Source organism: Natrononativus amylolyticus (assembly GCF_024362525.1).
Lineage (GTDB): Archaea > Halobacteriota > Halobacteria > Halobacteriales > Natrialbaceae > Natrononativus > Natrononativus amylolyticus.
Genome location: NZ_CP101458.1, coordinates 1,162,489 through 1,184,650, shown reverse-complemented (window position 1 = coordinate 1,184,650; position 22,162 = coordinate 1,162,489). Strand labels below are relative to the sequence as shown.

The 22,162-nt window shown below is 67.9% G+C and carries 21 protein-coding genes; 14 read left to right on the top strand and 7 right to left on the bottom strand.

Annotated elements, in window-relative coordinates; genetic code table 11:
* Positions 1-64 precede the first annotated feature (64 nt).
* The gene (locus NMQ11_RS06130; RefSeq protein ID WP_255170528.1) at positions 65-2,158 is read left to right on the top strand and encodes an Ig-like domain-containing protein; all 2,094 of its coding nucleotides are present in this window, start codon (positions 65-67) and stop codon (positions 2,156-2,158) included.
* 83 nt (positions 2,159-2,241) lie between these two features.
* Positions 2,242-3,294: a DUF1616 domain-containing protein gene (locus NMQ11_RS06125; protein WP_255170527.1), complete on the top strand. Its 1,053-nt coding sequence runs from the start codon at positions 2,242-2,244 to the stop codon at positions 3,292-3,294.
* A gap of 87 nt (positions 3,295-3,381) precedes the next feature.
* Here the strand turns inward: NMQ11_RS06125 and NMQ11_RS06120 are convergent, their stop codons facing one another.
* On the bottom strand, positions 3,382-3,789 hold the full coding sequence (locus NMQ11_RS06120) for a VOC family protein (protein WP_255170526.1): 408 nt from the start codon (positions 3,787-3,789) through the stop codon (positions 3,382-3,384).
* 188 nt (positions 3,790-3,977) lie between these two features.
* Here NMQ11_RS06120 and NMQ11_RS06115 point away from each other — a divergent pair, with 188 nt between their 5' ends.
* The 3 genes from NMQ11_RS06115 to NMQ11_RS06105 are packed head-to-tail and all read left to right on the top strand — an operon-like array spanning position 3,978 to position 7,174.
* The gene (locus NMQ11_RS06115; RefSeq protein WP_255170525.1) at positions 3,978-5,162 is read left to right on the top strand and encodes a sugar phosphate nucleotidyltransferase; all 1,185 of its coding nucleotides are present in this window, start codon (positions 3,978-3,980) and stop codon (positions 5,160-5,162) included.
* Positions 5,162-6,952: a glutamine--fructose-6-phosphate transaminase (isomerizing) gene (gene glmS, locus NMQ11_RS06110; protein WP_255170524.1), complete on the top strand. Its 1,791-nt coding sequence runs from the start codon at positions 5,162-5,164 to the stop codon at positions 6,950-6,952. The genes NMQ11_RS06115 and glmS overlap by 1 nt, the downstream gene beginning before the upstream one ends.
* A gap of 42 nt (positions 6,953-6,994) precedes the next feature.
* On the top strand, positions 6,995-7,174 hold the full coding sequence (locus NMQ11_RS06105) for a hypothetical protein (protein WP_255170523.1): 180 nt from the start codon (positions 6,995-6,997) through the stop codon (positions 7,172-7,174).
* A gap of 14 nt (positions 7,175-7,188) precedes the next feature.
* On the opposite strand, the gene NMQ11_RS06100 is transcribed toward NMQ11_RS06105, so the two are convergent.
* The gene (locus NMQ11_RS06100) at positions 7,189-7,335 is read right to left on the bottom strand and encodes a hypothetical protein (protein ID WP_255170522.1); all 147 of its coding nucleotides are present in this window, start codon (positions 7,333-7,335) and stop codon (positions 7,189-7,191) included.
* Positions 7,336-7,462: 127 nt separating this feature from the next.
* Here NMQ11_RS06100 and NMQ11_RS06095 point away from each other — a divergent pair, with 127 nt between their 5' ends.
* On the top strand, positions 7,463-7,942 hold the full coding sequence (locus NMQ11_RS06095) for a pyruvoyl-dependent arginine decarboxylase (RefSeq protein WP_255170521.1): 480 nt from the start codon (positions 7,463-7,465) through the stop codon (positions 7,940-7,942).
* A gap of 287 nt (positions 7,943-8,229) precedes the next feature.
* On the top strand, positions 8,230-8,622 hold the full coding sequence (locus tag NMQ11_RS06090; RefSeq protein ID WP_255170520.1) for a DUF5811 family protein: 393 nt from the start codon (positions 8,230-8,232) through the stop codon (positions 8,620-8,622).
* 238 nt (positions 8,623-8,860) lie between these two features.
* Here NMQ11_RS06090 and NMQ11_RS06085 read toward each other — a convergent pair whose 3' ends face one another.
* Positions 8,861-11,224, bottom strand: a complete 2,364-nt coding sequence (locus NMQ11_RS06085; protein WP_255170519.1) for a right-handed parallel beta-helix repeat-containing protein — start codon at positions 11,222-11,224, stop codon at positions 8,861-8,863.
* A 257-nt stretch (positions 11,225-11,481) separates the two neighbouring features.
* Entirely contained in the window at positions 11,482-13,287 is a 1,806-nt protein-coding gene (infB, locus tag NMQ11_RS06080) for a translation initiation factor IF-2 (protein WP_255170518.1), read from the bottom strand.
* A 156-nt stretch (positions 13,288-13,443) separates the two neighbouring features.
* Here infB and NMQ11_RS06075 point away from each other — a divergent pair, with 156 nt between their 5' ends.
* Complete coding sequence (locus NMQ11_RS06075) at positions 13,444-13,689, top strand: PRC-barrel domain-containing protein (protein WP_255170517.1); 246 nt, start codon at positions 13,444-13,446, stop codon at positions 13,687-13,689.
* 4 nt (positions 13,690-13,693) lie between these two features.
* Entirely contained in the window at positions 13,694-14,152 is a 459-nt protein-coding gene (locus NMQ11_RS06070) for an NOB1 family endonuclease (RefSeq protein ID WP_255170516.1), read from the top strand.
* A 28-nt stretch (positions 14,153-14,180) separates the two neighbouring features.
* Here the strand turns inward: NMQ11_RS06070 and NMQ11_RS06065 are convergent, their stop codons facing one another.
* Together NMQ11_RS06065 and NMQ11_RS06060 are read right to left on the bottom strand one after the other, a co-directional pair.
* Positions 14,181-15,296, bottom strand: a complete 1,116-nt coding sequence (locus NMQ11_RS06065; protein ID WP_255170515.1) for a CPBP family intramembrane glutamic endopeptidase — start codon at positions 15,294-15,296, stop codon at positions 14,181-14,183.
* Positions 15,297-15,344: 48 nt separating this feature from the next.
* The gene (locus NMQ11_RS06060) at positions 15,345-16,640 is read right to left on the bottom strand and encodes a glucose-6-phosphate isomerase (RefSeq protein ID WP_255170514.1); all 1,296 of its coding nucleotides are present in this window, start codon (positions 16,638-16,640) and stop codon (positions 15,345-15,347) included.
* Between the two features lie 124 nt (positions 16,641-16,764).
* On the opposite strand from NMQ11_RS06060, the gene NMQ11_RS06055 reads away from it, so the two are divergent.
* From NMQ11_RS06055 to NMQ11_RS06045, 3 genes are all read left to right on the top strand, one after another.
* Complete coding sequence (locus NMQ11_RS06055) at positions 16,765-17,286, top strand: DUF8056 family protein (RefSeq protein WP_255170513.1); 522 nt, start codon at positions 16,765-16,767, stop codon at positions 17,284-17,286.
* Positions 17,287-17,353: 67 nt separating this feature from the next.
* Positions 17,354-17,824 carry a DUF5812 family protein gene (locus tag NMQ11_RS06050; RefSeq protein ID WP_255170512.1) on the top strand — a complete coding sequence of 157 codons (471 nt, stop codon included), beginning with the start codon at positions 17,354-17,356 and terminating at the stop codon, positions 17,822-17,824.
* Positions 17,825-18,241: 417 nt separating this feature from the next.
* Positions 18,242-18,952 (top strand): DUF2270 domain-containing protein, encoded by a 711-nt coding sequence (locus NMQ11_RS06045; protein ID WP_255170511.1) that lies wholly within the window; start codon positions 18,242-18,244, stop codon positions 18,950-18,952.
* Between the two features lie 146 nt (positions 18,953-19,098).
* Here NMQ11_RS06045 and NMQ11_RS06040 read toward each other — a convergent pair whose 3' ends face one another.
* Positions 19,099-19,437, bottom strand: coding sequence for a DUF7968 family protein (locus tag NMQ11_RS06040; RefSeq protein ID WP_255170510.1), 339 nt, complete (start codon positions 19,435-19,437; stop codon positions 19,099-19,101).
* A gap of 187 nt (positions 19,438-19,624) precedes the next feature.
* On the opposite strand from NMQ11_RS06040, the gene secF reads away from it, so the two are divergent.
* Both secF and NMQ11_RS06030 read left to right on the top strand, forming a co-directional pair.
* On the top strand, positions 19,625-20,506 hold the full coding sequence (gene secF / locus NMQ11_RS06035) for a protein translocase subunit SecF (protein WP_255170509.1): 882 nt from the start codon (positions 19,625-19,627) through the stop codon (positions 20,504-20,506).
* Entirely contained in the window at positions 20,503-22,092 is a 1,590-nt protein-coding gene (locus tag NMQ11_RS06030) for a preprotein translocase subunit SecD (protein WP_255170508.1), read from the top strand. Before secF ends, NMQ11_RS06030 begins: the two co-directional genes overlap by 4 nt.
* Positions 22,093-22,162: the final 70 nt, after the last annotated feature.

The following is a 22,162-nucleotide window of genomic DNA, read 5'->3' as shown; positions in this document are numbered from 1 at the left end:
TGAAGCTACTGGTTGTCAGTCACGAGAGAACAGGTTTTTGCTGCGGGAGCCGAATTGACGTGCCGTGAACACGTCCGGTGGTCGCGCGCTCGTCCTCGTCGCGGTCCTGTGTCTGGCTGCGCTGGCAGCCGTCGGTGGGGTCGCTGGTGGGCCGGGAGCGCCGGCCGACGCCGGGGACGCCGTCGGCGCCGCCGGCCTGGCGCTCGCAGACGACGACAACGAGACGCCGCGCCACCAGAACCCGGACGAGTACGCCGAAGACGGAGACGTGGACGGCCTCGAGTCCTGGCTCGCCGACCGCCTCTCGAGTCAACTCAGCGAGGGGGCGATCGAGCTCAACCAGGGCGAGTACGAGCTCGCCCGCCAGTACGTCGACGAGGAGTACCGCGACCGCTTCGGCCAGTACGTCGACGTCGCGGGCGAAACCGACGGCGACGGCCAGGAGGAGACGTTCGAGGAGGTTCGCGACGAGCAAGAGCAGCTCACCAACGACGTCGAGGAGTACCGCGAGACCAGAGACGAGTACGAACAGGCCCGCGACGAGGGCGACGGCGACCGCGCCCGGGAACTCGCCCGCGACCTCGAGGAGCTCTCCCAGCGGATCGACGACTCCAGCGCGGCCGTCCGGGAGCACTACGACGACCTCGAGGAGGCGACCGGGATCGACTTCTCGGAGCCCGACCGGGCCGTCGAGGAGACCAACACGGACGTCCAGACCGACCAGGAGACCGTCCGCAGCGAGCAGTTCGTCGAGACGGAGCTGATCCTCGAGCCCGAGTCCGAGACGATCTCGTTCCTCGAGCCGCTGGTCGCCGGCGGCGAGGTCCGGACGGCCGACGGCTCGACGCTCGCGAACGAGGAACTCGAGTTCGCGGTCGAAAACGAGACCGTGCGGACCGAAACCGACGCTCAGGGCGCCGTGGCACTCGAGTACCGGCCGACGGATCTGCCGCTCGACACGGCCGAACTCACGATCCGCTACGTTCCCGACACCCAGTCGGCGTACCTGGGCAGCGAGACGACCGTTCCGGTCTCCGTCGAGCAGGTCGAACCCGAGATCGACCGGCTCGAGACGTCCGCGTCGGCGGCCTACGGCGAGGAGATCCGGGTCGCCGGGAGCCTCGGCGCCGGGGGCGTCCCCGTCGACGGCGTCCCCCTCGAGGTCACCGTCGACGGCGAACGCCTGGGGACGACGAACGTCTCGGGCGGCGGGTTCGACGAGACGCTGACGATGCCGGCGACGGTGCCCGACGGCGACCGCGAGCTGGCGATCGAACTCGCCTACGAGGACCGCGCGCTGGCGTCGACGAGCGAGACGGCCGGGATCACGGTCGCGGAGACCGACGCCTCGCTGTCGGTCGACGCCGAGTACGGGGGCGACCGGGACGTCGCCGTCGACGGAACCCTCGAGACGGACGCGGGCGAGCCGGTCGCGGGCGAGCCGGTCGAAGTGCGCCTCGACGGGGAGACGGTCGGCACCGCGACGACGGCGGCCGACGGGAGTTTCGGCGGGACCGTCACTGTCCCCGACGACGCGGAGGGCGAGCTGACGATCGCCGCCACCTACGAGGGGGCGGGGTCGAACGTCGCGGCCGCCGAGGACGAGGCCGTGGTGACGGTGCCGGCGGCCGAGAGCGCGCTCGCGCCGACCGGGCTGCCGACGTGGGCGCTCGCGGCCGCGGCCCTCGCAGTCGGCGCCGTCGCCGTGGCGGCCCTCTGGTGGTACCGCCGCAGCCGGGACGGGACGGCGCCCGAACCCGACCGCCCCGTTCCGACGGCCGCCGAGAGCGACGCGGCGACCGCGCCGCGGTCGGCCGAGTCGGTCGCCCGCACGTTGCTCGAGCGCGCACGCGAGCAACTCGCACGCGGCGAGCCCGACGCGGCCGTCCAGAGCGGCTACGTGGCGGCCCGTCACGCCCTCGAGTCGCGGGCCGGCGCCGGCGGGGCGCTCACCCACTGGGAGTTCTACCGGCGGCTGGGCGCGACCGACCTCGCAGTCGACGACGGCCGGCTCCGGACGCTGACCGAGGGGTACGAGCGCGCCGCGTTCGGCCGGGAGGGGACGTCCCCGGAGGAGGCGACGGGGCTGCTCGAGCGGGCTCGACACCTGTGCGGTCTCGACGACGACGGCGGCCGGTACGACGCGGCGGACGACTGATCTGTCACCGGCGCAGTCTCTCGGGAGGCGGTGGCTGATGCGACCGACTAACTTTTAGGGTCAACCTCGCTACAACACGGTGGATGGAGTCTCACCGGTCGCTGTGGCTGTTGCTCCCGCGTCAGATCCGGGCCTGTCCCGCCGATCTCGCGGCGATGGTCGCGCTGACGGTCGTCGTGAACGTGGCGGTGTTCGCCCCCGTGGTCCGGGAGACGCCGCTGCGGATCCCGCTCGGCCTCGCGTTCGTCCTGTTCGTGCCGGGCTACGTGTTCGTCGCCGCGCTCTTTCCGGAGGCCGGCGAGTCGCCGGCGGCGCCCGACGAGGAACTCGAAGGTGAGAGCCACGTTAACGACGAGCCGTTCTGGAGCGGCGTCGACCGGTCGGGGATCGACGGCATCGAGCGGGTCGCGCTCGCGTTCGGGCTGAGCATCGCGATCGTGCCGCTGATCGGCCTCGCGCTCAACTTCACGCCGTGGGGCATCCGGCTGGTTCCGATCATGGTCGCCGTCAGCGGCTTCACCCTGATCGCGACCGCCGTCGCCGCCGTCCGGCGCTGGCAGCTCCCGCCCGAGGAGCGCTTCGCGGTCCCCTACCGGGAGTGGTACGCCGCCGGTCGCGGCGAGTTGCTCGAGCCCGACACCCGTGCGGACGCGGCGCTCAACGTGTTGCTGGTCGCCGCGATCGTCCTCGCCGTCGGCAGCGTCGCCTACGCGGTCGCCGTCCCGCCCCAGGGCGAGCAGTTCTCCGCGGTGTACATCCTGACCGAGGACGACGACGGCGACCTCGTCGCCGCCGACTACCCCGACGAACTCGTCGCGGGCGAAGCGGCCGAGATCGTCCTCGGCGTCGACAACCACGAGCACCGCACGGTCGACTACACGGTGGTGATGGTCGAACAGGAGGTCGAGACCGCCGGCAACGAGACGGTCGTCACGGAGCAGAACGAACTCGAGCGCTTCGAGACGCGGCTTTCGCACAACGACAGCTGGCACCACCCTCACGAGCTCGAGCCGACGATGACCGGCGACGATATCCGGATCGTCTGGCTGCTGTACCCCGACGAGGTGCCCGAGGAGCCGTCGACGGAGAACACCGAGTACTCCGTCCACCTCTGGGTCGACGTCGAAGACGAGTGAGCCGGCTCCGGCGACCCGGACACCCGGTGGGAACGGGCCGACCGACCCGCTCGAGCGATTCTCGACCCCGTCGACGGGGCCGGAGTCCTACTCCCCCGGCGACGGCTGCACGCAGAACCCGTTCCCCTCGGGATCTCGCATGACCGTCCAAATTTCGGTGTAGGGGCCGGTCGTCTCCGTTTTCGTCTCCACGGCGGTCGCCCCGAGTTCGGTCAGCCGCTCGACTTCGGCCTCGCGGTCCTCGGCGGCGAGGTCGAGGTGGATCGGGATGTGTTCCGGCGACGAGCGCGGCATCTTCTTGAAGAACAGCCGTGGGCCACGGCCGGCGGGGTCGACGGCCGCGGCCGCCGCGTTGGGGTCGCCGCCCTCGGCTTCGACGGCCTCGAGGAGACCGGGCGGGGCCTCCTGGCGCTCGTAGCCCACCGCCTCCGTCCAGAACTCGGCGAGGGAATCGGGATCGTCACACGCGAACGTAATGTTGGCGATCGACGCCATACCCGCCAGAGGCTCTCGAGCGGCAAAGTCGTTGGCGTCGCTCGTTCCGATCACCCTCCCAGGGCGTCTCCAAACCGCCACGGGCGGACGTCGCTCGTGCGGGAAGATTCGACGGAAACAGACCGCTTTCCCCCAATGGATACTGTCGGGCCGAAACAGTAACGGCGCTGGCTGTCGGTCGATGTGGTGTGAACGATCTATCTGCCGTTGTTCTCGCAGCCGGGGAGGGACGACGACTGCGACCGCTGACGACCCACAGACCGAAGCCGATGCTGCCGGCCGCGACGAAGCCGATCCTCGAGCACGTTCTCGATACGCTCGTCGACGCCGGTATCACGGACATCACGATCGTCGTCGGCTACGGGCGAACGCGCGTCCAGTCGCACTTCGGCCCGACGTACCGAAACGTCCCCCTACGGTACAGCAGACAGGAGATCCAGCTCGGTAGCGGCCACGCGCTGCTGGCGGCCGAGTCCGACCTCGAGGGGTCGCTGCTCGTCGTCAACGGCGACCAGCTGATCGACGACCGGATCGTGACCGACGTGATCGACGCCCACGACGACGGCGCGGCCGCGACGCTCGGCCTGATCCAGCGGTCGGCCGTCGAGGGGTACGGCGGCGTCATCCTCGAGGGCGACCAGGTGACGGAGCTGGTCGAGCGACCGGGCGACGAGCGCGACTACCGGCTCAACGCCGGGGTGTACGCCTTCGAGCCGGACGTCTTCGAGGCGATTCGGACGGCCGAACCCCGCGCGGGCGAGCACTCGCTCGTCGACGGCATCACCGAGCTGATCGCCTCCGGTCGGGAGGTTCGCGGCGTCGTCTCGGAGGGGCTCTGGGTGGACGCGACCTACCCGTGGGACCTCCTCGACGTCTCCTTCCAGCTGCTCGATTCGGCTCCGGAGGACGGCGGCGTCGCCTCGAGCGTCGACGAGCGCGCGACGGTCCACGAGTCGGCGGTGATCCGCGAGCCGGTCGTGATCGACGCCGACTGTGAGGTCGGCCCCGGCGCGGTCGTCGGCCCCTACACCTGCCTCGGCGAGAACGTTACCGTCGGCTCGAACGCCGTCGTCGAGCGCAGCGTCGTCGACGCCGACACCAGAATCGGACAGCAGGCGACGCTGCTCGAGTGTGTCACCGGTGTCGGCGTCGAAGTCGGCGCGGCGACGGCGGTACCGGGCGGTCCCGGCGACGTCCGGGTCGGCGACCGCGTCTTCGAGGCCGAACGTCTCGGCGCCCTGCTCGCGGACCACGTCCGGGACAACGGGGGCGTCACCTACGTCCCCGGAACGGTCGTCGGCTCGAACTCCGTCATCGGCGCCGGCGCGACGGTCCGGGGCACCCTCTCGGAGAAGACGGAGGTGCACCACTGATGTGTGGCATCATCGGCTACACGGGCGACGGAAACGACGTCCTCGACGTCCTCATGACCGGGCTCTCGGGGCTCGAGTACCGGGGGTACGATTCGGCGGGGATCGCCCTCACTAACGGCTCGCTTTCGATCTACAAGCGCCAGGGCGAGCTCTCGGCGCTCGAGAGCGCGCTTCCCGAGGGCGGACTCGACGGCGAGGCCGGCATCGGCCACACCCGCTGGAGCACGCACGGTCCCCCGGCGGACGTCAACGCCCACCCCCACACGGGGCCGGACGGGAACGTCGCCGTCGTCCACAACGGGATCATCGAGAACTACCGGGCACTCCGCGAGGAGCTCGCGGCGGACGGCCACGTCTTCGAGAGCGACACCGACACCGAGGTCGTCCCCCACCTGATCGAGCGCGAACTCGCGGCCGGCGCCGATCCGGAGGCGGCGTTCCGCGAGGCGGTCGGCCGCCTCGAGGGGAGCTACGCCATCGCCGCGGTCTTCGCCGGCTCGGAGACGGTGTACGCCGCGCGCAACGAGTCGCCGCTCGTGCTGGGACTCGGCGAGGACGGCCACTACCTGGCGAGCGACGTCCCCGCGTTCATCGAGTACACCGACCGGGTGATCTACCTCGAAGACGGCGAGTTCGCCCGACTCGACGCCGACGAGGTCGTCGTCACCGACGCCGACGGCACCGTCGTCGAGACGTCGGTCGAGACGATCGCGTGGGACCCCGAGGACGCGGGCAAGAGCGGCTACGACCACTACATGATAAAGGAGATCCACGAACAGCCCGACGCGATCCGCAAGTGCCTCCGCGAGCGCGTCGAGGAGATGACCCGCTCGATCACCGTCGAGGAGCTCGCCAACCTCGACGCTCCGGAGTCCGTGCAGTTCGTCGCCTGTGGCACCTCCTACCACGCGGCGCTGTACGGAGCCCGGCTGCTCCGCGAGCGCGGGATCCCCGCCCAGACGTTCCTCGCGAGCGAGTACGACGTCGACGAGATCCCGGTCCCCCCGGAGACGCTCGTCGTCGGCGTCACCCAGAGCGGGGAGACGGCGGACACCATGAGCGCCCTCCGGGGCGCGAACCGCGCGGGCGCGACGACGCTCGCGCTGACGAACGTCGTCGGCAGCTCCGCCGCACGGGAGTGCGACCACGTCATGTACATCCGCGCCGGTCCCGAGATCGGCGTCGCCGCCACCAAGACGTTCGCCTCCCAGCAGGTCGCGCTGGCGCTTCTCGCGAGCACCGTCACCGGCGCCCCCTCCCAGTCGTTCGTCGAGGGGCTGCGGAAGCTCCCCGACCAGGTCCGGACGGTGCTCGACGACTCGAGCGCCCGCGAGATCGCGGAAACCTACGAGCGCGCCGACGCCTACTTCTTCATCGGACGAAAGTACAACGAGGCGGTCGCGTACGAGGGCGCGCTGAAGATGAAGGAGATCACGTACAAACACGCCGAGGGGTTCGCCGCGGGTGAACTCAAACACGGGCCGCTGGCGCTCGTGACCGACCGGACGCCGGTGTTCGCGATGGTCACGCAGGGGTCGAAACCCCAGAAGACCCTCGGTAACGTCAAGGAAGTCGAGGCCCGCGACGCGCCGGTCGTCGCCGTCACCGACTCCCGGGAGCTGGTCGAACCGTACGCCGACTTCGTGATGGAGGTGCCCGAAACCCATCCGGCGTTCACGCCGATCCTGGCGAACGTCCAGCTCCAGTTGATCTCCTACTGGGTGGCCAACCGGCTGGGGCGGTCGATCGACAAGCCACGAAACCTCGCCAAGAGCGTCACCGTCGAGTAACCGGACACAACACTCATGTCGGATGGGTCACAACAGTCCCGTATGAGTTCGCTCCTCCGCGCCGCCGGACTGGGTCTGGTGGCGATCATCGCGCTGTGGGTGCTCCTGCAGGTCGTCGCGTTCGTCTTCGGCGTCGTCAGCTTCATCGTGAGCACCGTCGTCACGCTGGCGATCCTCGCGGCCGTCGGCTACCTCGCGTACCTCCTGTTCACGCGACTCTGATCGCAGTCGGGCACTCAATCCGCGCGGGCGTCCCGCGACGCCGTTTTCGCCGCCTGCGGATGCGTCGACCGCTCCGCACAGTTGAGACACCAGAGCACGCCGCTCGCGGTCATGAACTTCCGCTCGCCACAGTCGGTACAGCGCCCATCGGGGTATCGCATTACCCAGTCAACAGTCTACAAATACATAAATTCCTGCCACTGGTGATTTTCCACAGACATTACCGGGTGGCAGCGCGGCCGGTCGACGAACCGGAACCCCTTACGGCACCGCCACCCGAGGCCGTGTATGGGCACGATTCGAGTCGTCTGGGGTTCGGCGAGCGCGCCGACGAAGATGGCATCGTACGACGCCGCGCTCGCCGACGCCGGGGTCGAAAACTACAATCTCGTGGCAGTGTCGTCGGTGATCCCCGCCGACACCGCCGTCGAGGCGGTCGGCACCGCGCCCGACCTCGGACCCGTCGGCGAGCGAGTGACGGTCGTCGAGGCTCGAGCCACCGCCGCCGGTCCGGGGCGCGTGAGCGCCGCCCTCGGCTGGTCGCAGTCCGAAGACGGCGGGCCGGGGCTGTTCTACGAGGCGGCCGACGAGACCGACAGCGAGGACGTCGAGCGGCGGGTCCGCGAGGGACTCGCGGCCGGCCAGGAGCTCCGGGAGTGGCCGTTCGGCGACCCGCAAGTGCGCGTCGAGAGCGCGCCCGCCGAGACGGGGACGTACACGACCGCGCTCGTCCTCGCGGTCTACGGCGAGAGCGAGCCGCTCCTGTAGAGTCGTCGGTGAAACGAGTCTCACCGGTCGTACGGGAGCGGTCAGCGCGTGCCCGCTGGCCGAAAATTCGCGACCGGGAGTGCACTGACTGTCAACGACGACCCTATCGTAACAACTGAAACGGATTACACACTGCTCGCACGCGACGCCCGAAACCGACGCGGTGCGGACGGCTTCGGGCGAGCCTGCGCGAGCAGGTGTGTACTGACGTTCAGTGGCTACTATCACATCCGCAGGAAAGCGAACGCTTTTTACGCGAGGCGCCGATGGAACGGACACGACCTTTTATGAACGGAAACACGCCGTACGGGGGGTTGCCCGGAGTGACGCAGGCCGGTCAGCGAGCGACGGCGGACGTTCCTGCGCTCTCGGGGGAGCAGAAACGAACGCTTCACCGCGACGTGTCGCGGATCGCCGCCCGGACCCGCGAGTACCTGCCCGACGAGTACATCGTCGACGCCGAGGTCTCGAGCGGCGTCGCCGGCCCGCAGGTGACCGTCGCGGTCCAGCCGCCGATCGGTCACCCGGTGAGCGCCGGCTTCTCGCCCGAGATCGACGAGACGACCGAGGAGTACATCGGCGCCGACGAGCGCGCCGAGGTCGCCCGCGGGCTGGCCGCGAGCGCCGCATTGCAGGTCAAGCAGGCGGTCGGCGACGGCGTGACACCAACGGCGCGGTAGACGGACTGACCGGTCTCGAGTCGCGCTTTCGCGTTCACGTCGCAGCCGCTTTCTCGGATCCAACTACGCACTGTAGTAGTCGTTGAAACGGTGTCCACCCGGCCACCGCCGAGCGGCCGCCTCGGTTTCCGCGACGAGGCTGGCCGTCGACGGTCGTGACCGGCGTGCACTGACGTTCAGTGCCTGCTATCGCTCTCAGTGACGCGTAGTGGGGGTGCCTCGTACTGAATCCGGTGATTCAGCGACGGGCGCCGACGTCGTCGAACGGTACTTCGAGGAAGGGGTCGAATCGGACGTTCGAGACGCCGGGTTCCAGTGATTGCGAGACGGCGTCGCCGTCGCCGTCGGCGGGACGACCCGTCTCCGGGTCCGCGTACGGCTCCGGCGGATCGCCGAAGCTCGAAGGACCGTTCGCGGCGCCCCAGTAGTTGTCGACCGCCAGGACGACGCCCTCTCGCTCCTGTTCGTGGTCGTCGGCGTCCTCGGCCAACGGGTCGGTGCGGGCGTGGACGCCGTAGTTCTCGTTCCGGCAGACGTGACACTCCTCGAGGGCCACCGTCGGCGGCTGCCAGTCGGTCTCGAGGGCGAACGGCACGGCCAGGACGCCGGTGCCGTTCTCGACGATGCGACACCGGGCGGCCGTGGCGTCCATCTCCTGGTCGACCCACAGCCCCGTCCCGTTGTTCCGGACGGTGCAGTCCTCGAGGTCCGCCCGGAGCCGGCCCCCGAAGCCCCACGTCGTCACGGTCACGCCCCGTTCGTTGTCCTCGGCGACGCAGTTCCGGACGAGCCCGCCGTCGGTCTCGAACAGGAAGCCGTGGTCGTTGTCCGCGGCCCTGACGTCCTCGTAGTGGCCGCCGCTCGAGAGCCGGGCGGCTACGCCGGCGTACCCGCCGGTCACGACGACGTCCGCCACGTGGGTGTTCCAGTTGTCCTCGCCCAGTCCGTTCGTGTACGGGTGGACGGCGATGCAGGGCGGCCGCTCGTACCCCTCGGAGTAATCACTCTCCGCGTGGGTCGCGTCGCTGGCGTCGATCGTGTGCCCGTTCCCGCGGAGCGTGACGTCGTCGCTGTCGATGACGATGCAGGCGGGCTGCTCGAGCTCCCGGGGTGCGAGGTCGGCGACGAGTTCGTACTCGCCGGGCTCGGTGATCACCGTACAGGAGTCGATCGCCGTCGGCTCCTCGTCCGTCTCCTCCTCGTCGGGGTCGGTCGGCTCCCACGTCGAGCGGTCGAACGCGTACGTCGACCCCGCCCCCTCGTCGCGGCCCGGCGCGCCGGCGAGGATCGTCTCGTCGTCGAGATCGACGGCCCGGCCGAAATCGTCGCCGTCCTCGCCGTCGGGGGCGAGCAGCGTCGCCTCCTGGCTCCAGGCCCCCTCGTCTCGCGCGAACAGGTAGGCCGCACCCGTCGCGGGGGCACCGCCCCGGATCACGTGCCACATCCCGACGACCGCACGGTCCCCGTCGAGGCCGAGCGACCAGCCGAACTGTTCGCGCGCCGCGCCGTCTTCAGCCACGAGCTTCGCCTCCTGGGACCACGACTCGCCGTCACGTACGAACACGTACGTCGCACCCGCGTCCTCGCCGTTCTCGTCGTGGTAGGGTGCGCTCACGAGTGCCGTGTCGCCGTCGAGGGCGACCGCCAGGCCGAAGCGGTCGCGCTCCGCGCCGTCCTCGGCCGTGAGCTTCGCCTCCTGAGACCACGTCTCCCCGTCGCGTGCGAATACGTACGCGGCGCCGGTCCAGTTTCCGTTTTCGGCTCTGTACGGCGCGCTGACGAGCGCCCTGTTGCCGTCGAGGGCGACCGACACCCCGAAATGATCGAGGTTCTCGCCGTCTTCGGCCGTGAGTTTCGCCTCCTGGGACCACGTCTCCCCGTCGCGGGTGAACACGTACGCCGCTCCAGCCTGGAAGCCGCGTTCGTCCTCGAGGTGCGCCCCCACGATCGCGGTGTCGCCGTCGAGGCTGACCGCCCCTCCGAAGCGGTCGACGCGCTGGCCGTCCTCGGCCGTAAGCATCGCCTCCTGGGACCACGTCTCCCCGTTGCGTGTGAACACGAACGCCGCGCCGGTATCCACGTCGGTCCCGTCGTGGTTGACGTCACCGACGATCGCCGTGTCGCCGTCGAGGCTGACCGCGGACCCTCCGAGGTGGTGCTCGTCGTCCCCGTCCGACCCCCCCTCGTCTGCGACGAGTGTCGCCTGCTGGCACCACCCGTCGCCGTCACGGGTGAACACGTACGCCGTCGCGGGATCGGCTGTGAAGTTGTGGAACTCGGCCTGCTCGAGGTCGAGGAGGTTGCCCGGCGCGACGATCGCGGTGTCGCCGTCGACGGCGACGGAATCGCCGAAATCGTCGCCCGCCTCGCCGTCGTCCGCCACGAACTCGTGCAGACCGGGTTCGATCTCGGTCGACGGACAGCCGTTCGACTCCTCAGTCGCGTCCGTGTCGTCGTCTTCGTGTTCGTCGTCCCCTCGGGGAGCGGCGATCGACGGTCCGGCAGCCAGGCCGAACCCCACTACGCCGGCCGACTGCATGAACAGTCGTCGGGATCGGCGACGTCGTTCCCACCGTTCGGCCCCGTCGTCAGAATCGTTCATTGTCTCAGAGTCCACTCTGGTGACTCCCATCAATATGGTCTTGTTAAGAGGGCGGATCCGAAACGAAACCGATTAGTTTCCCGCTAAGCAGTTTGGCAGGCTGAACGTTGTGCAATGAAGAGTATCGGGCGGGACGATCGCCGATGTCGCGCGAAAACCTCGATCGATTCGTGGCCAGTGTTCACAGAGTAGACTGTCTGAGAGCGGGGGTTTCGACGGAGCTTCGATAACTACTGCCTCGAGAAGGGGGTGAACTACTACTTGCCCCAGAACGGATCGCGTTTCCGCAGCTTCTCGACGTACATGTTCAGCGCCTCGCGCTCGTCGACGGGAATCTCTTCCGACAGCTCTTGCTCGAGGATCTTCGCGTGCTTCTCGGGGATCTCGATCCAGAGCTCGTCGTCCTCCTCGATCTGACGGCCCACGGTGGGGCCGTCGATGGCGACGGAGACCCGGTTGCCCGCCCTCGCCTCGTCCACGTCTTCGCCCTGCTCCTGGATGCCCTTGATCTGGCCGACTCGCTCGGGTTCGTTGCCGTCGAACGTGGCGACGAACGCGTTGTTCTGGACGGTGCCGGAGTTGACCTCGACGCCGACGACCGCGGGGTCGTTCTGGCGGAAGGTGTGATCCGGCAGGATGCGAAACCGCGCGGGGCGAGTGATGTTCTCGAGGATCGTGTCCTGCTGGGCGCGCTCGAGTTCCTCGACGTGTTCCTCGTACTCCTCGATCAGCTGGTAGATGACGTCGTCGGTGTACAGCTTCACCTCGTCGATCTCCGCGCGCTGTTCGGCGTCGGCGAGCACGTCGACGTTGAACCCGAGGATCGCCCGCTCTTTGGGGTCGTCGGCGGTCGACGCCACCGAGACGTCCCGCGGGGCGATGTCGCCGACCTCCGCGCGGACGATCGGTACCTCGGCCTCGCCCAGGGCGTCGGCCATCGCCTCGAGGCTGCCCAGGGTGTCGGCTTTGACGACGACCCCCTCTTCGGCGGTGTCGACGGCGATGTCGGCGAGTTCGGACTCGACCTCGTCGACGACCTCCTCGAGGGGGCGGTCGCGGACGACGCGGACGGGGGCGCCGGCCATCGCGTCCTCTAAGTCGGGGGCGGCGATCTTGATCCCGGTCGCCGCCGAGACCTCCTCTACCTTCTCGAAGCGGCTCTCGGTCCTGATCTCGGCGAGCGGCCGGGGCTGGAGCAGCGCCCGGACGTCGGTGACGATCGGGTCGTTCTTCGCGCCGACGACGATGGTGTCGTCGGTCCGGACGGTGCCGTCGTAGAGCACCGTATCGATGGTCGTCCCGAACCCCTTCTCGTCTTTGACCTCGAGGACGGTGCCGACGCCGGGGCCGGAGACGTCGATCTCCATCTCCTCTTTCATGTAGCGCTGGGAGAGCCCCATCATCACCGCGAGTAGATCGGGGACGCCTTCGCCAGTCATCGCGCTTACGGGGACGACCCCGACGTTGCGCTGGAAGTTCTGGACGCGCCAGTAGAGGTCCGCCGAAAAGTCCTGGTCGCTCAGGTTGCCGATGATCTGGTAGAGGCTCTCGTCGAGTCGGGAGGTGACGCGGTCGGACTGGGACTCGTAGGTCGCGGTGATGGGGGCGTCCTCGGTCGGGTTCCAGCCGGGGACGGTGTCGATCTTGTTCGCGGCGACGATGAACGGCGTCTGGGAACGCTTGAGGATGTCCAGCGCCTCTAAGGTCTGGGGCTGGAAGCCGTCGTTGACGTCGACGACGAGGATCGCGATGTCCGCGAGCGCCCCGCCCCGTGAGCGCAGCGTGGTGAAGGAGTGGTGGCCGGGGGTGTCGATGAACAGCAGGCCGGGCAGGTCGAAGTCGTCCGGATTGACGAGCTCGCCGGCGATGCTCGAGACGACGTCCAGCGGGACGGCGGTGGCGCCGATGTGCTGGGTGATGGCGCCTGCTTCGCCCTCGATCACCGCCGAGCCGCGGATCTTATCGAGGAGACTGGTCTTGCCGTGGTCGACGTGCCCGAGGACGGCGACGATCGGCGTTCTGAGGGATGTATTGTCGCGCGTGTTCGTATCCGTGTCCGACATGGTGAACCACCCGAGAAGGTTGTACCTGAACGGTCCGGTGCGCGGTAGTTAAACCCATCGTCACGACGTCCGCCTCGAGACGCCGACGGGACGACTCGCCGTCACCGTCGGAGCCACGGGGAAAAGTTCACGTTGATTAAGTCAGTACAGGGGGGTATGAGCGATATACTCGCTGAAAACCTCTCGGGGAAATCCGTCATGGGTGCCGACGGTGTGGAGCTGGGAATGCTCTACAACATCACGATGGACATCAAGTCGGGCAAGATTCACGACCTCGTCGTCGAACCGAACGAGGAGGCCTCCTCGCGCTCGCTCGACTTCCCGACCGACGAAGAAAACCGCGTCCTCGTTCCCGTCAGCCGCGTGCTGGCGGTGAAAGACTACATCGTCGTCGAACGCTAACGGTATGTACGTTCTCGATTCGTCCGCTTTTATTCACGACTTTCACACGACCGAACAGACGGCGACGATCCCGCTCGTCCGCGAGGAGCTCGTCGACGAGAGCGCCTACCGCTACGACGCGATGGAGGGCTCGGGGATGCACGTTCACATCCCCAACGGCGACACGACCGAGAAGGTCCGCCGCGCGGCGAGAGAGTCCGGCGACCTCGAGGTGCTTTCGGACACCGACGTTCGCCTCGTCGCGGCGGCGTTCGAACTCGACGCCACCCTCGTCACCGACGACTACGCGATGCAGAACGTCGCCGAGCGCCTCCAGGTCGACGTCGAGGCGATCGCCCGCGAGGGGATCGACGAACAGCGCGAGTGGATCTTCCAGTGTCAGGGCTGTGGCCGGGAGTTCGACGACGAGAAAGAACGCTGTCCGATCTGTGGCTCCGGGATGACGCGGAAGAACCCGTCCTGACGGTCGACGGACGGCAGTCAGTTCCGACTCAGGTGAGATAGACGTACAGCGACGCGAACTGGATCGCGTTGAACAGGCCGTGGACGACCGACGGCACGAGCAGGTTCTCGGTTCGCTCGTAGATGATTCCGAGCACGATCGAGAGCCCGAACACGATCGCGAGGCTCGCCATGATCTCGCCGCCGCCGCCCGTGTCGTAGGCGGGGAGGTGGACGGCCGCGAAGATGACGCTGCCGACGACCACGGCGCCGTAGCGCGAAAACCGCCGGTAGAGCGACTTCTGGATGATGTTGCGGTACAGCAGCTCCTCGAACGGGCCGATCACCAGGATCGACGCCGGAATGAGCACCAGCAGTATCTCGGGGTTCTCCGCGGCGATCTCGGTCGTGCCGTGGCTCGAGCTCTCGACGCCGGCCGACTCCATGAGCAGCGAGAGCCCGATCAGGGCGCCGAAGAGGACGACGATCCCGCCGACGGTCCAGAGCGCGTCCGAGACGGTGGGCCAGCGCAGGTCGAGATACGAGAGGCCGTAGTCGTTCAGCGAGAGGTAGCCGATCGCGACGACGGCGGTCCCGATCACCACGCCGAACTGCATGACGACGATCAGCTGCGACTGGCTCGGCTCGCCGACGCCGAGCTGGACCGGCACCAGGATCATCACCGCCGCGATCTGTGCCGCGAGCAGCCCCACCGCGCCGAGGATCGCCAGCGTCAGGGTCAGCTTTCCGCGCTCGAGCAGCCCTCGGCCGGTGACGCCGCCGTAGTCGGCGACGGCGACGCTGGCGGTCGCCCCCGCGGCGAGAAAGGCGAGGAACACGAGGGAGACGTCCGGCACCGTCGACAGCGCGACCGTTCCCGACACGCCCTGATTGATCGCGTACCCCGACAGCACGACGACGCCGATGCTCGCGCCCGCTGCGATCAGTGCACCCCGTCGGCGCTCGAGGCCGCCGTGGCGCCGGACGACGAACGCGCCGACGGCGACCAGCGCGAGCGCGGCCGCCGCCCACACCGCCGGCTCGTCGGCGCCCCGCCGAATCGGGACGAGTACGCCGACCATCGCCACGGTGGCGAGAACGGTCCCGAGGGCGGGCACGGTCTCGAGGGCGAGCGGGCTCTCGTCGGCCCCTGCAGTCTCGCTCATCTATACCCACTCGTTCGCGTCAGCGTTCATAGGTACACCGCTCCGGGACTACCGCTCGACCCGCAGCGCGGTCTTCTCGGCGACCGCGTCGGCCTCCTCGAACGAGCCGCCGCCGAGCAGCCCGCGCGTGGCCTTTTTCGCCCACTCGACTGCGGGCTGGTTGAACGCGTTCACGCCGTACAGCTCGCCCGCGAGGACGCAGGCGGCCTCCATCCCGTACAGCAGCCCGCCGAGTTCGTACTCGTCGACGGTTTCGAGCTCGATCCGGACGTTCGGCCGGCCGGCGGCGGCCAGGCTCGCCTCGGTCGCCTCGAACTCGGCCTCGAGGAGTTCCCCGAGGCTCGCGCCGCCGAGGTAGGCGAGCTCCTCGACGTCGGTGTCGGGAATCTCGCGGTCGGGCCGCTCGCGGGGGGTGACGAACGTGACGAGCGTGTTCCGCGGGCCGGCCCGGTAGAGCTGGAGCTGGGAGTGCTGGTCGGTCGCGCCGAGCGCCCGCACCGGCGTCTGGCCGAGGCCGTCCTTGCCCAGGCTCTCGGCCCACAGCTGGGCGAACCACTCGGCGTAGGTCTCGAGGGACTCCGCGTAGGGCATCATCGCGTTGACGTCGGCCCCGCGTGCGGAGAGGGCGTAGGCGGTCGCGCCGTAGGCGTAGGCCGGACACTCGAACAGCGAGCCCGCGAGGGTGTCGGCTTCGGCCGCGGCGCCGGAGAGCAGCGCCTCCACGTCGTGGCCGCAGACGGACGCGGCGACCAGTCCCACCGCAGAGAGCGCCGAGAAGCGGCCCGGCACGCCGTCGGGAACCCGAACGGAGGGAAGATCGTGGCGGTCCGCGAGCGCCCGCAGCGGCCCGGAATCGCCGGTCGTGACGACGGTTCGTTCCGTCCAGTCCACCCCCCGGTCCTCGAAGGCCTCCCGGACCACGAGGAAGTTCGCGAGCGTCTCCGCCGTGGTGCCCGAACGGGAGACGACGTTGATCGCCGCCTCCTCGAGCGACAGCGACTCGAGTCGGGCGGACACCCAGGCGGGGTCGACGTTGTCGAGGTACAGCGTCTCGGTGTCGCTCCCCAGCGCGTCCGTGATCGTCGCCGCGCCCAGCGCGCTGCCGCCGATGCCGACGGTGATCAGCGCCTCGGCGTCGGCGACCGGCTCGGTCGCCCGCCGGATCTCCTCGGGGTCGGTTCGCTCGGGGAGGTTCAGGGCGGCGTAGCCGTGCTCGTCGTCCGCGCGTCCCGCGTCGATCCGCTCGTGGGCGGTCGCGACCCGCTCGTCCAGCCGCTCGAGGGCCTCCCTCGAGACGCCCGGCGAGGCGACCGACGCGAGCGCGTTGCCGATGTCGACGTCCATGCGCGAGAGCGCGCCCGCCGGGCCTAAAGGCGTTCCGTCACGCCGCCGGCTCCGTCCTCGATCCGACACCCCATCGGGGGCCGTATCGCATCGCTTATTCGCGCCGGGGTCCAACCTCCGGCCGATGACCGAGCGGTCGACCGCCGACGGCTACCGGGGGCTTCCGGGCGCGTTTCCGTTCGCGTTCCGGCGCAGCGACTCCCTGCTGTTCAAGTCCTACGTCGTCCTCGGCGGGTTCGTCGCGGCGCTCATTGCGATCTTCTTCACGCTCGCGTTCGTTCGCATCATCGGCGTCACCGCCGAGACGTCGGCGACGCTGTCGCTCTCTCGCAGCTTCGTCGCCCTGCTGGGCGTGCTCGTGATCCTGCCGGTGCTCGCGCCGATCCTGTTCGTCGCCAGGCGCCACCGCCGGGGGATCGGCGACGACGCCCGCTACGACCGCCGCCTCGCCGGCGCGGGCTTCCTGTTCATCCTCGCGCTGTACGTCGGCTTCATCACGACGGTGCCGCCGGAGTTCCAGAGCGACGTCGACGGGGCGTCGGCCCCGCTCGTCGAGTTCCTGTACGGGCTGCCGTGGGCCGCCGGCGTCGGGATCATGCTCGCGGCCGCGCTGTTGATCTACCAGGTCCACAGACTCTCGCGGTGAGCCGACCGCGGCCGCTCGGAACCCGCGAGTCGAAACGCCGAAAGTCGCTCCGCCCGTTCGACCGGGTATGAGCGAGACAACGAGCACGTTCGTCGTCACCCACGCCGAAGCCGAGTCCGCGGTGGTCCGCGACGTCGACACCGCCCAGGTTCACACCCTCTCCTCGAACCCCGGTCTCGAGGTCAACGACGTCCTCGAGGCCACCATCGCGCCCGACCCGCCCCTCGAGGTCGCCTGGCAGGTCGTCGAGGTCGACTCCCGGCGGCGGATCGAACTGGTCGACAGCGACCTCGAGCCGACGACACACTCGAAGGAACTCGCCGCAGAGAGCGCCGTGGGCGAACTCACCCGCAGCGAACGCGCCGGCACCGGCGAGATCCACGTCCTCCGGGTGCCCGAAGACGAGGTCGAGGCGGCGGCGCGGGACGTCCTCGAGGACGCCGAGACGGTCGCACGGGCGGCCCGCCTCGAGGCGGTCCGCGTCGAGGTCCGGCGGTCCGACGACGGCGTGTTGAGCGTGCGGTATCTGCCGGACTGAGGCGTCGCCGACTCGAGGAAGGCGTCCATCAACGCAGTACAGCACACGATTTCCGCTGTGATCCGTCTGACTCTGCGTCGAGTGATCTGCAACAGCCGGCTGTGTAGTGAGCGGATTGGTCACTGATTTCGGCATGAAACAACGAAGCTGTTGTGCTGCACTACTCTGCGTCGGTCAGGCCACTCCTGACAGAATCAGAGTCGTTCGAACAACCTGTGCTGAACTCATGGCGCGAACGTGACACGAGATTGGGTGTAATTTACGAAGACGGTGATCGATCAGTAGAGAGTGCGAACGTAGCACGAACCGAGAGGCGTCGAAATTCGGGGCAGAGACGATCGTGTACAGTGCTGGCCCCGTCGCTGCACCACGCTGTGCTTGCTGCGGTACTATAGGGCACGTTACCGAACAATTTATATGACGATCGACGAGGATCATACCGACAGCCCACTTGATCGTGAAGATCAAGAGATTGGCGCAGAAGTCGCCGACGATCCAGAGGCACTCCTCACCTCCCTGCCGCATTATTATCGCGGCGAAGTCACACAGGTGAGCAGCGCGCAAGATCGCATCGATCAAACCACGAACTGGGCGATCACTGTGCTGGTTGCCCTGCTGTCCGTCGTATTTTCGAGCCCGGATATGCCCGCCTATCTCCTCTTAGTGGCTTTGGTCGCTCTGTCCATTTTCCTCTCATACGAAGTTCGACGCTACCGATTTTACGACATGTATCGGGCACGGGTGCGATTCTTCCAGGAAAATGTGTTTGCGAATGCACTGGTTCCACTCGGAGTTGAACACCCGCGCTGGCGTGAGGAGTTAAGTGATGATCTGCGGTATCCGACTTTCAAAGTCACCGCTCTCGAAGCATTATCCCGGCGATTGCGGCGGATTTATGTGCTGTTGTTCACCGTGGTCGGTGTCGGATGGGTAGCTAAAGTGACGCTGTTCACTCCGGAGACTCAATGGACGGAAGCAGCCGAAATATACGGGGTGCCAGGTCATGTGATCGCCGGTTTCCTTGGACTCTTTTACATCGGTATTTTCACCCTCGCTCAATGGCCGAAAAAGCGCCAGGCCAAGGGCGAAATCTACGGTGAAGAACCTGGCGACTGGAAAAACAGGTAAGAGCGTATAATTGGGTCCGTAGTTCTACTCACGGGACAATTCAGAACAAACCGCTTGGAAAAACGATGCCGATTTGCTGTCTCCATCCTCTGTAGCGATCGTAATCACCCACGGAAGACAGACCGAAAGAAACCGTCGCTCGGAACTCAGCCGTGGCTCGGCCCGCCCTTGCTCTGGACGCGCCAGCTTCCCTGGACGCCACAGGCCTCCCGGACCTCGTACTCGAGTTCGGTCCCCTCGCCGATCCGGTCGCCGCCCTCGACGCGCTCGATTCGCAGGGGGACGTCCAGGGTGTTCCCGCAGCAGCCGACGCCGACGAACTCCTCCCACTCCTCGCCCTCGCGGACGCGCCCTCGAGTCTTGCGCAGAAACGCCCGGAACGAGGGTTTCTCGACCTGGAACCGCCCCCACTTCGAGAGGTCCTCGGGGTAGGAGACGACGACCCGCGTCGCGACGCCCTCCTCGCGCGGTGATTCGAGTGCCATACCGGAGACAGGGCCTCGAGGCGTATAGTCGTGACGCGCTCGCGGGTGGTCCCCACGGGATCGAACGCGCGCTCGGTTGCGGGTCCCAGCGCGCCGGTCTCGAGGTCGACGTCCCATTTTTCTCGAGTGTGCCGGGCGTTCAGGAATTGAGAAGGCTTACTTTCCCTGCATACGACGGTTGCGGTATATGGGGTATTTCGACGTACCGGAGATCGACTACACCCGGTACACTAACCGCCAGCTCGCGGCGGTTCCGCTCGCGGTTCTCGCAGTCGCCCTTCTCATACTCGGTGGCTGGTTCGTGGCGTTCGGAACGCCGGTCCAGCTGGGAATCGACTTCGCCGGCGGGACGGAACTGACCGTCGAAACGGCCTCGGACAGACAGGACATTCCGGCCGCCTTCGAGGAGGACCCGGAGTCCGTCCAGTCGGTCCAGGCACAGGAGAATCAGTACATCATCCAGTTCACCTCGACCGACCAGGAGGGACTGAGCGAACAGGCCGAGGCGAACCTGGAGCCGACCGACGACAACGACGAGGTCATCCAGTCGGTGTCCTCGACGTCGGCGAGCTTCGGCTCGCAGACTCAACAGACCGCCCTGCTCGGGATCGCCGCCGCCTTCGTCGGGATGAGTGCGCTCGCGTTCTTGCTGTTCCGGACGTTCGTTCCCTCGATTGCGATCGTTGCCTCGGCGTTTTCGGACATCATGATTCCGCTCGCCTTTATGAACGTCGTGGGGATTCCGCTCTCGCTCGGGACCGTCGCCGCGCTGTTGATGCTGATCGGGTACTCTGTGGACTCGGACATCCTGTTGAACAATCACATCTTGCGCCGCGGGGGCGACTTCTACGAGAGCACCTACCGCGCGATGCAGACCGGCGTCACCATGACGGTGACGTCGATGACCGCGATGCTCGTGATGGCGATCTCGGCGTGGATCTTCGGCATCGAACTGCTCACGTCGATCGGCCTCATCCTCTTCGTGGGCCTCGCCGCCGACCTGATGAACACCTACATGTTGAACCTGAGCCTGCTTCGCTGGTACAAGTTCGAGGGGATCAACCGATGAGTGTGAAAGCCTTCCTCTCGGAGTACTGGCGGGTCATCCTGCTCGTCGTCTTCGTGACCGCCGCCGTCGCCGCGCTGTTCGTTCCCGGCGGTATCATCGCCGACGACAGCCTCGCCGGGCAGGCCGACGACGCGGAGAACGAAACCGTCGACGAATCGCTGACGAACCTCCAGTACGGCCTCGGGCTCGACGGGGGGACCCGGATCAGCGCCCCGGTCGTCGGAATGACCGCCGAGAACCTCGAGATCGACCCCGAACGCGAAGCCGAGGTCGAACAGACGCTGTACGAGGAACTCGAGCTGGAGACCGGGGACGCGCTCGTCCGCTTCGACGGGGAGAGCGGGCTCTCCACGGCCGAGGTGTTCGACGACGACGTCACCGAGGAGGAGTTCGCCGCCGCCCTGCAAGAAGCCGGCGTCGACGCCGACGAGGGCGACGTCAGAAGCGGCGTCACCCAGGACACGCGCGACGAGATCATCCAGACCATCGAGATGAAGATCAACGAGGCCGGCCTCTCGGGCGGCAGCGTCTCCCAGTCCTCGACGGTCGGCGGCGAGTACTTCATCGTCGTCGAGGTGCCAGATCGGACGCCGAGCGAGCTCCGCAGCCTGCTCTCGGAGCGGGGGATCGTCGAGGTCGTCGCCCACCACCCCGACGGCGAGGGCGGCCAGGCGAACGAGACGGTGCTCGAGGAGGACGACTTCGACACGATCGACGCGGCGACGTACAACGAGCGGACCGGCCACCACGTTCCGGTGTCGATCGCCTCGAACTCGGCGCCGGAGTATCAGCAGCGAATGATCGACCTCGGGTTCGTCGACAACCCGGGACAGTGTGACTACGAGAACCCGGAGATGGAGGGGCAGAACTACTGTCTGCTCACCGTGGTCGACGGCGAAGTCGTCGACGCCCACTCGATGGGCGCAGACCTCGCCCAGACGATGGGGAGCGGCCAGTGGGCGGACGACCCGACGTTCATCATGGGCGCACCCTCCCAGCAGGAAGCGCAGTCGCTGTCGATCAACCTCCAGGCGGGGAGCCTGCGCGCGCCGCTGGACTTCGACCGCGACCAGACGTTCTCGCTCCAGCCGGCGCTCGCCGACCAGTTCAAGACCTACTCGCTGTTCATCGGCGTGCTCTCGGTGCTCACCGTCAGCGGCATGGTCTACCTGCGCTACACCGACGTTCGCGTCGCCGCGCCGATGGTCGTGACGGCGCTCGCGGAGGTGGTGATCCTGCTCGGTTTCGCGGCGCTGATACGCATGCCGCTGGATCTCTCCCACGTCGCCGGGTTCATCGCCGTCGTCGGGACGGGGGTGGACGACCTCATCATCATCGCCGACGAGGTGATGTCCGAGGGCGACGTCAACTCCCAGCGGGTGTTCGAGTCCCGCTTCCGGAAGGCGTTCTGGGTCATCGGCGCCGCGGCGGCGACGACGATTCTCGCGATGTCGCCGCTCGCGGTGTTGAGCCTCGGCGACCTCCGCGGCTTTGCCATCATCACCATCCTCGGGGTGCTCGTGGGCGTGCTCATCACCCGGCCCGCTTACGGCGACATCCTGCGGCTGCTGATGACCGACAAGTAGATCCGCTCGTACGAACCGCTGTCCGTCAGTTCCGGCGCAACCGCGTCCGTCACCGGTCGCACCGAGAAAT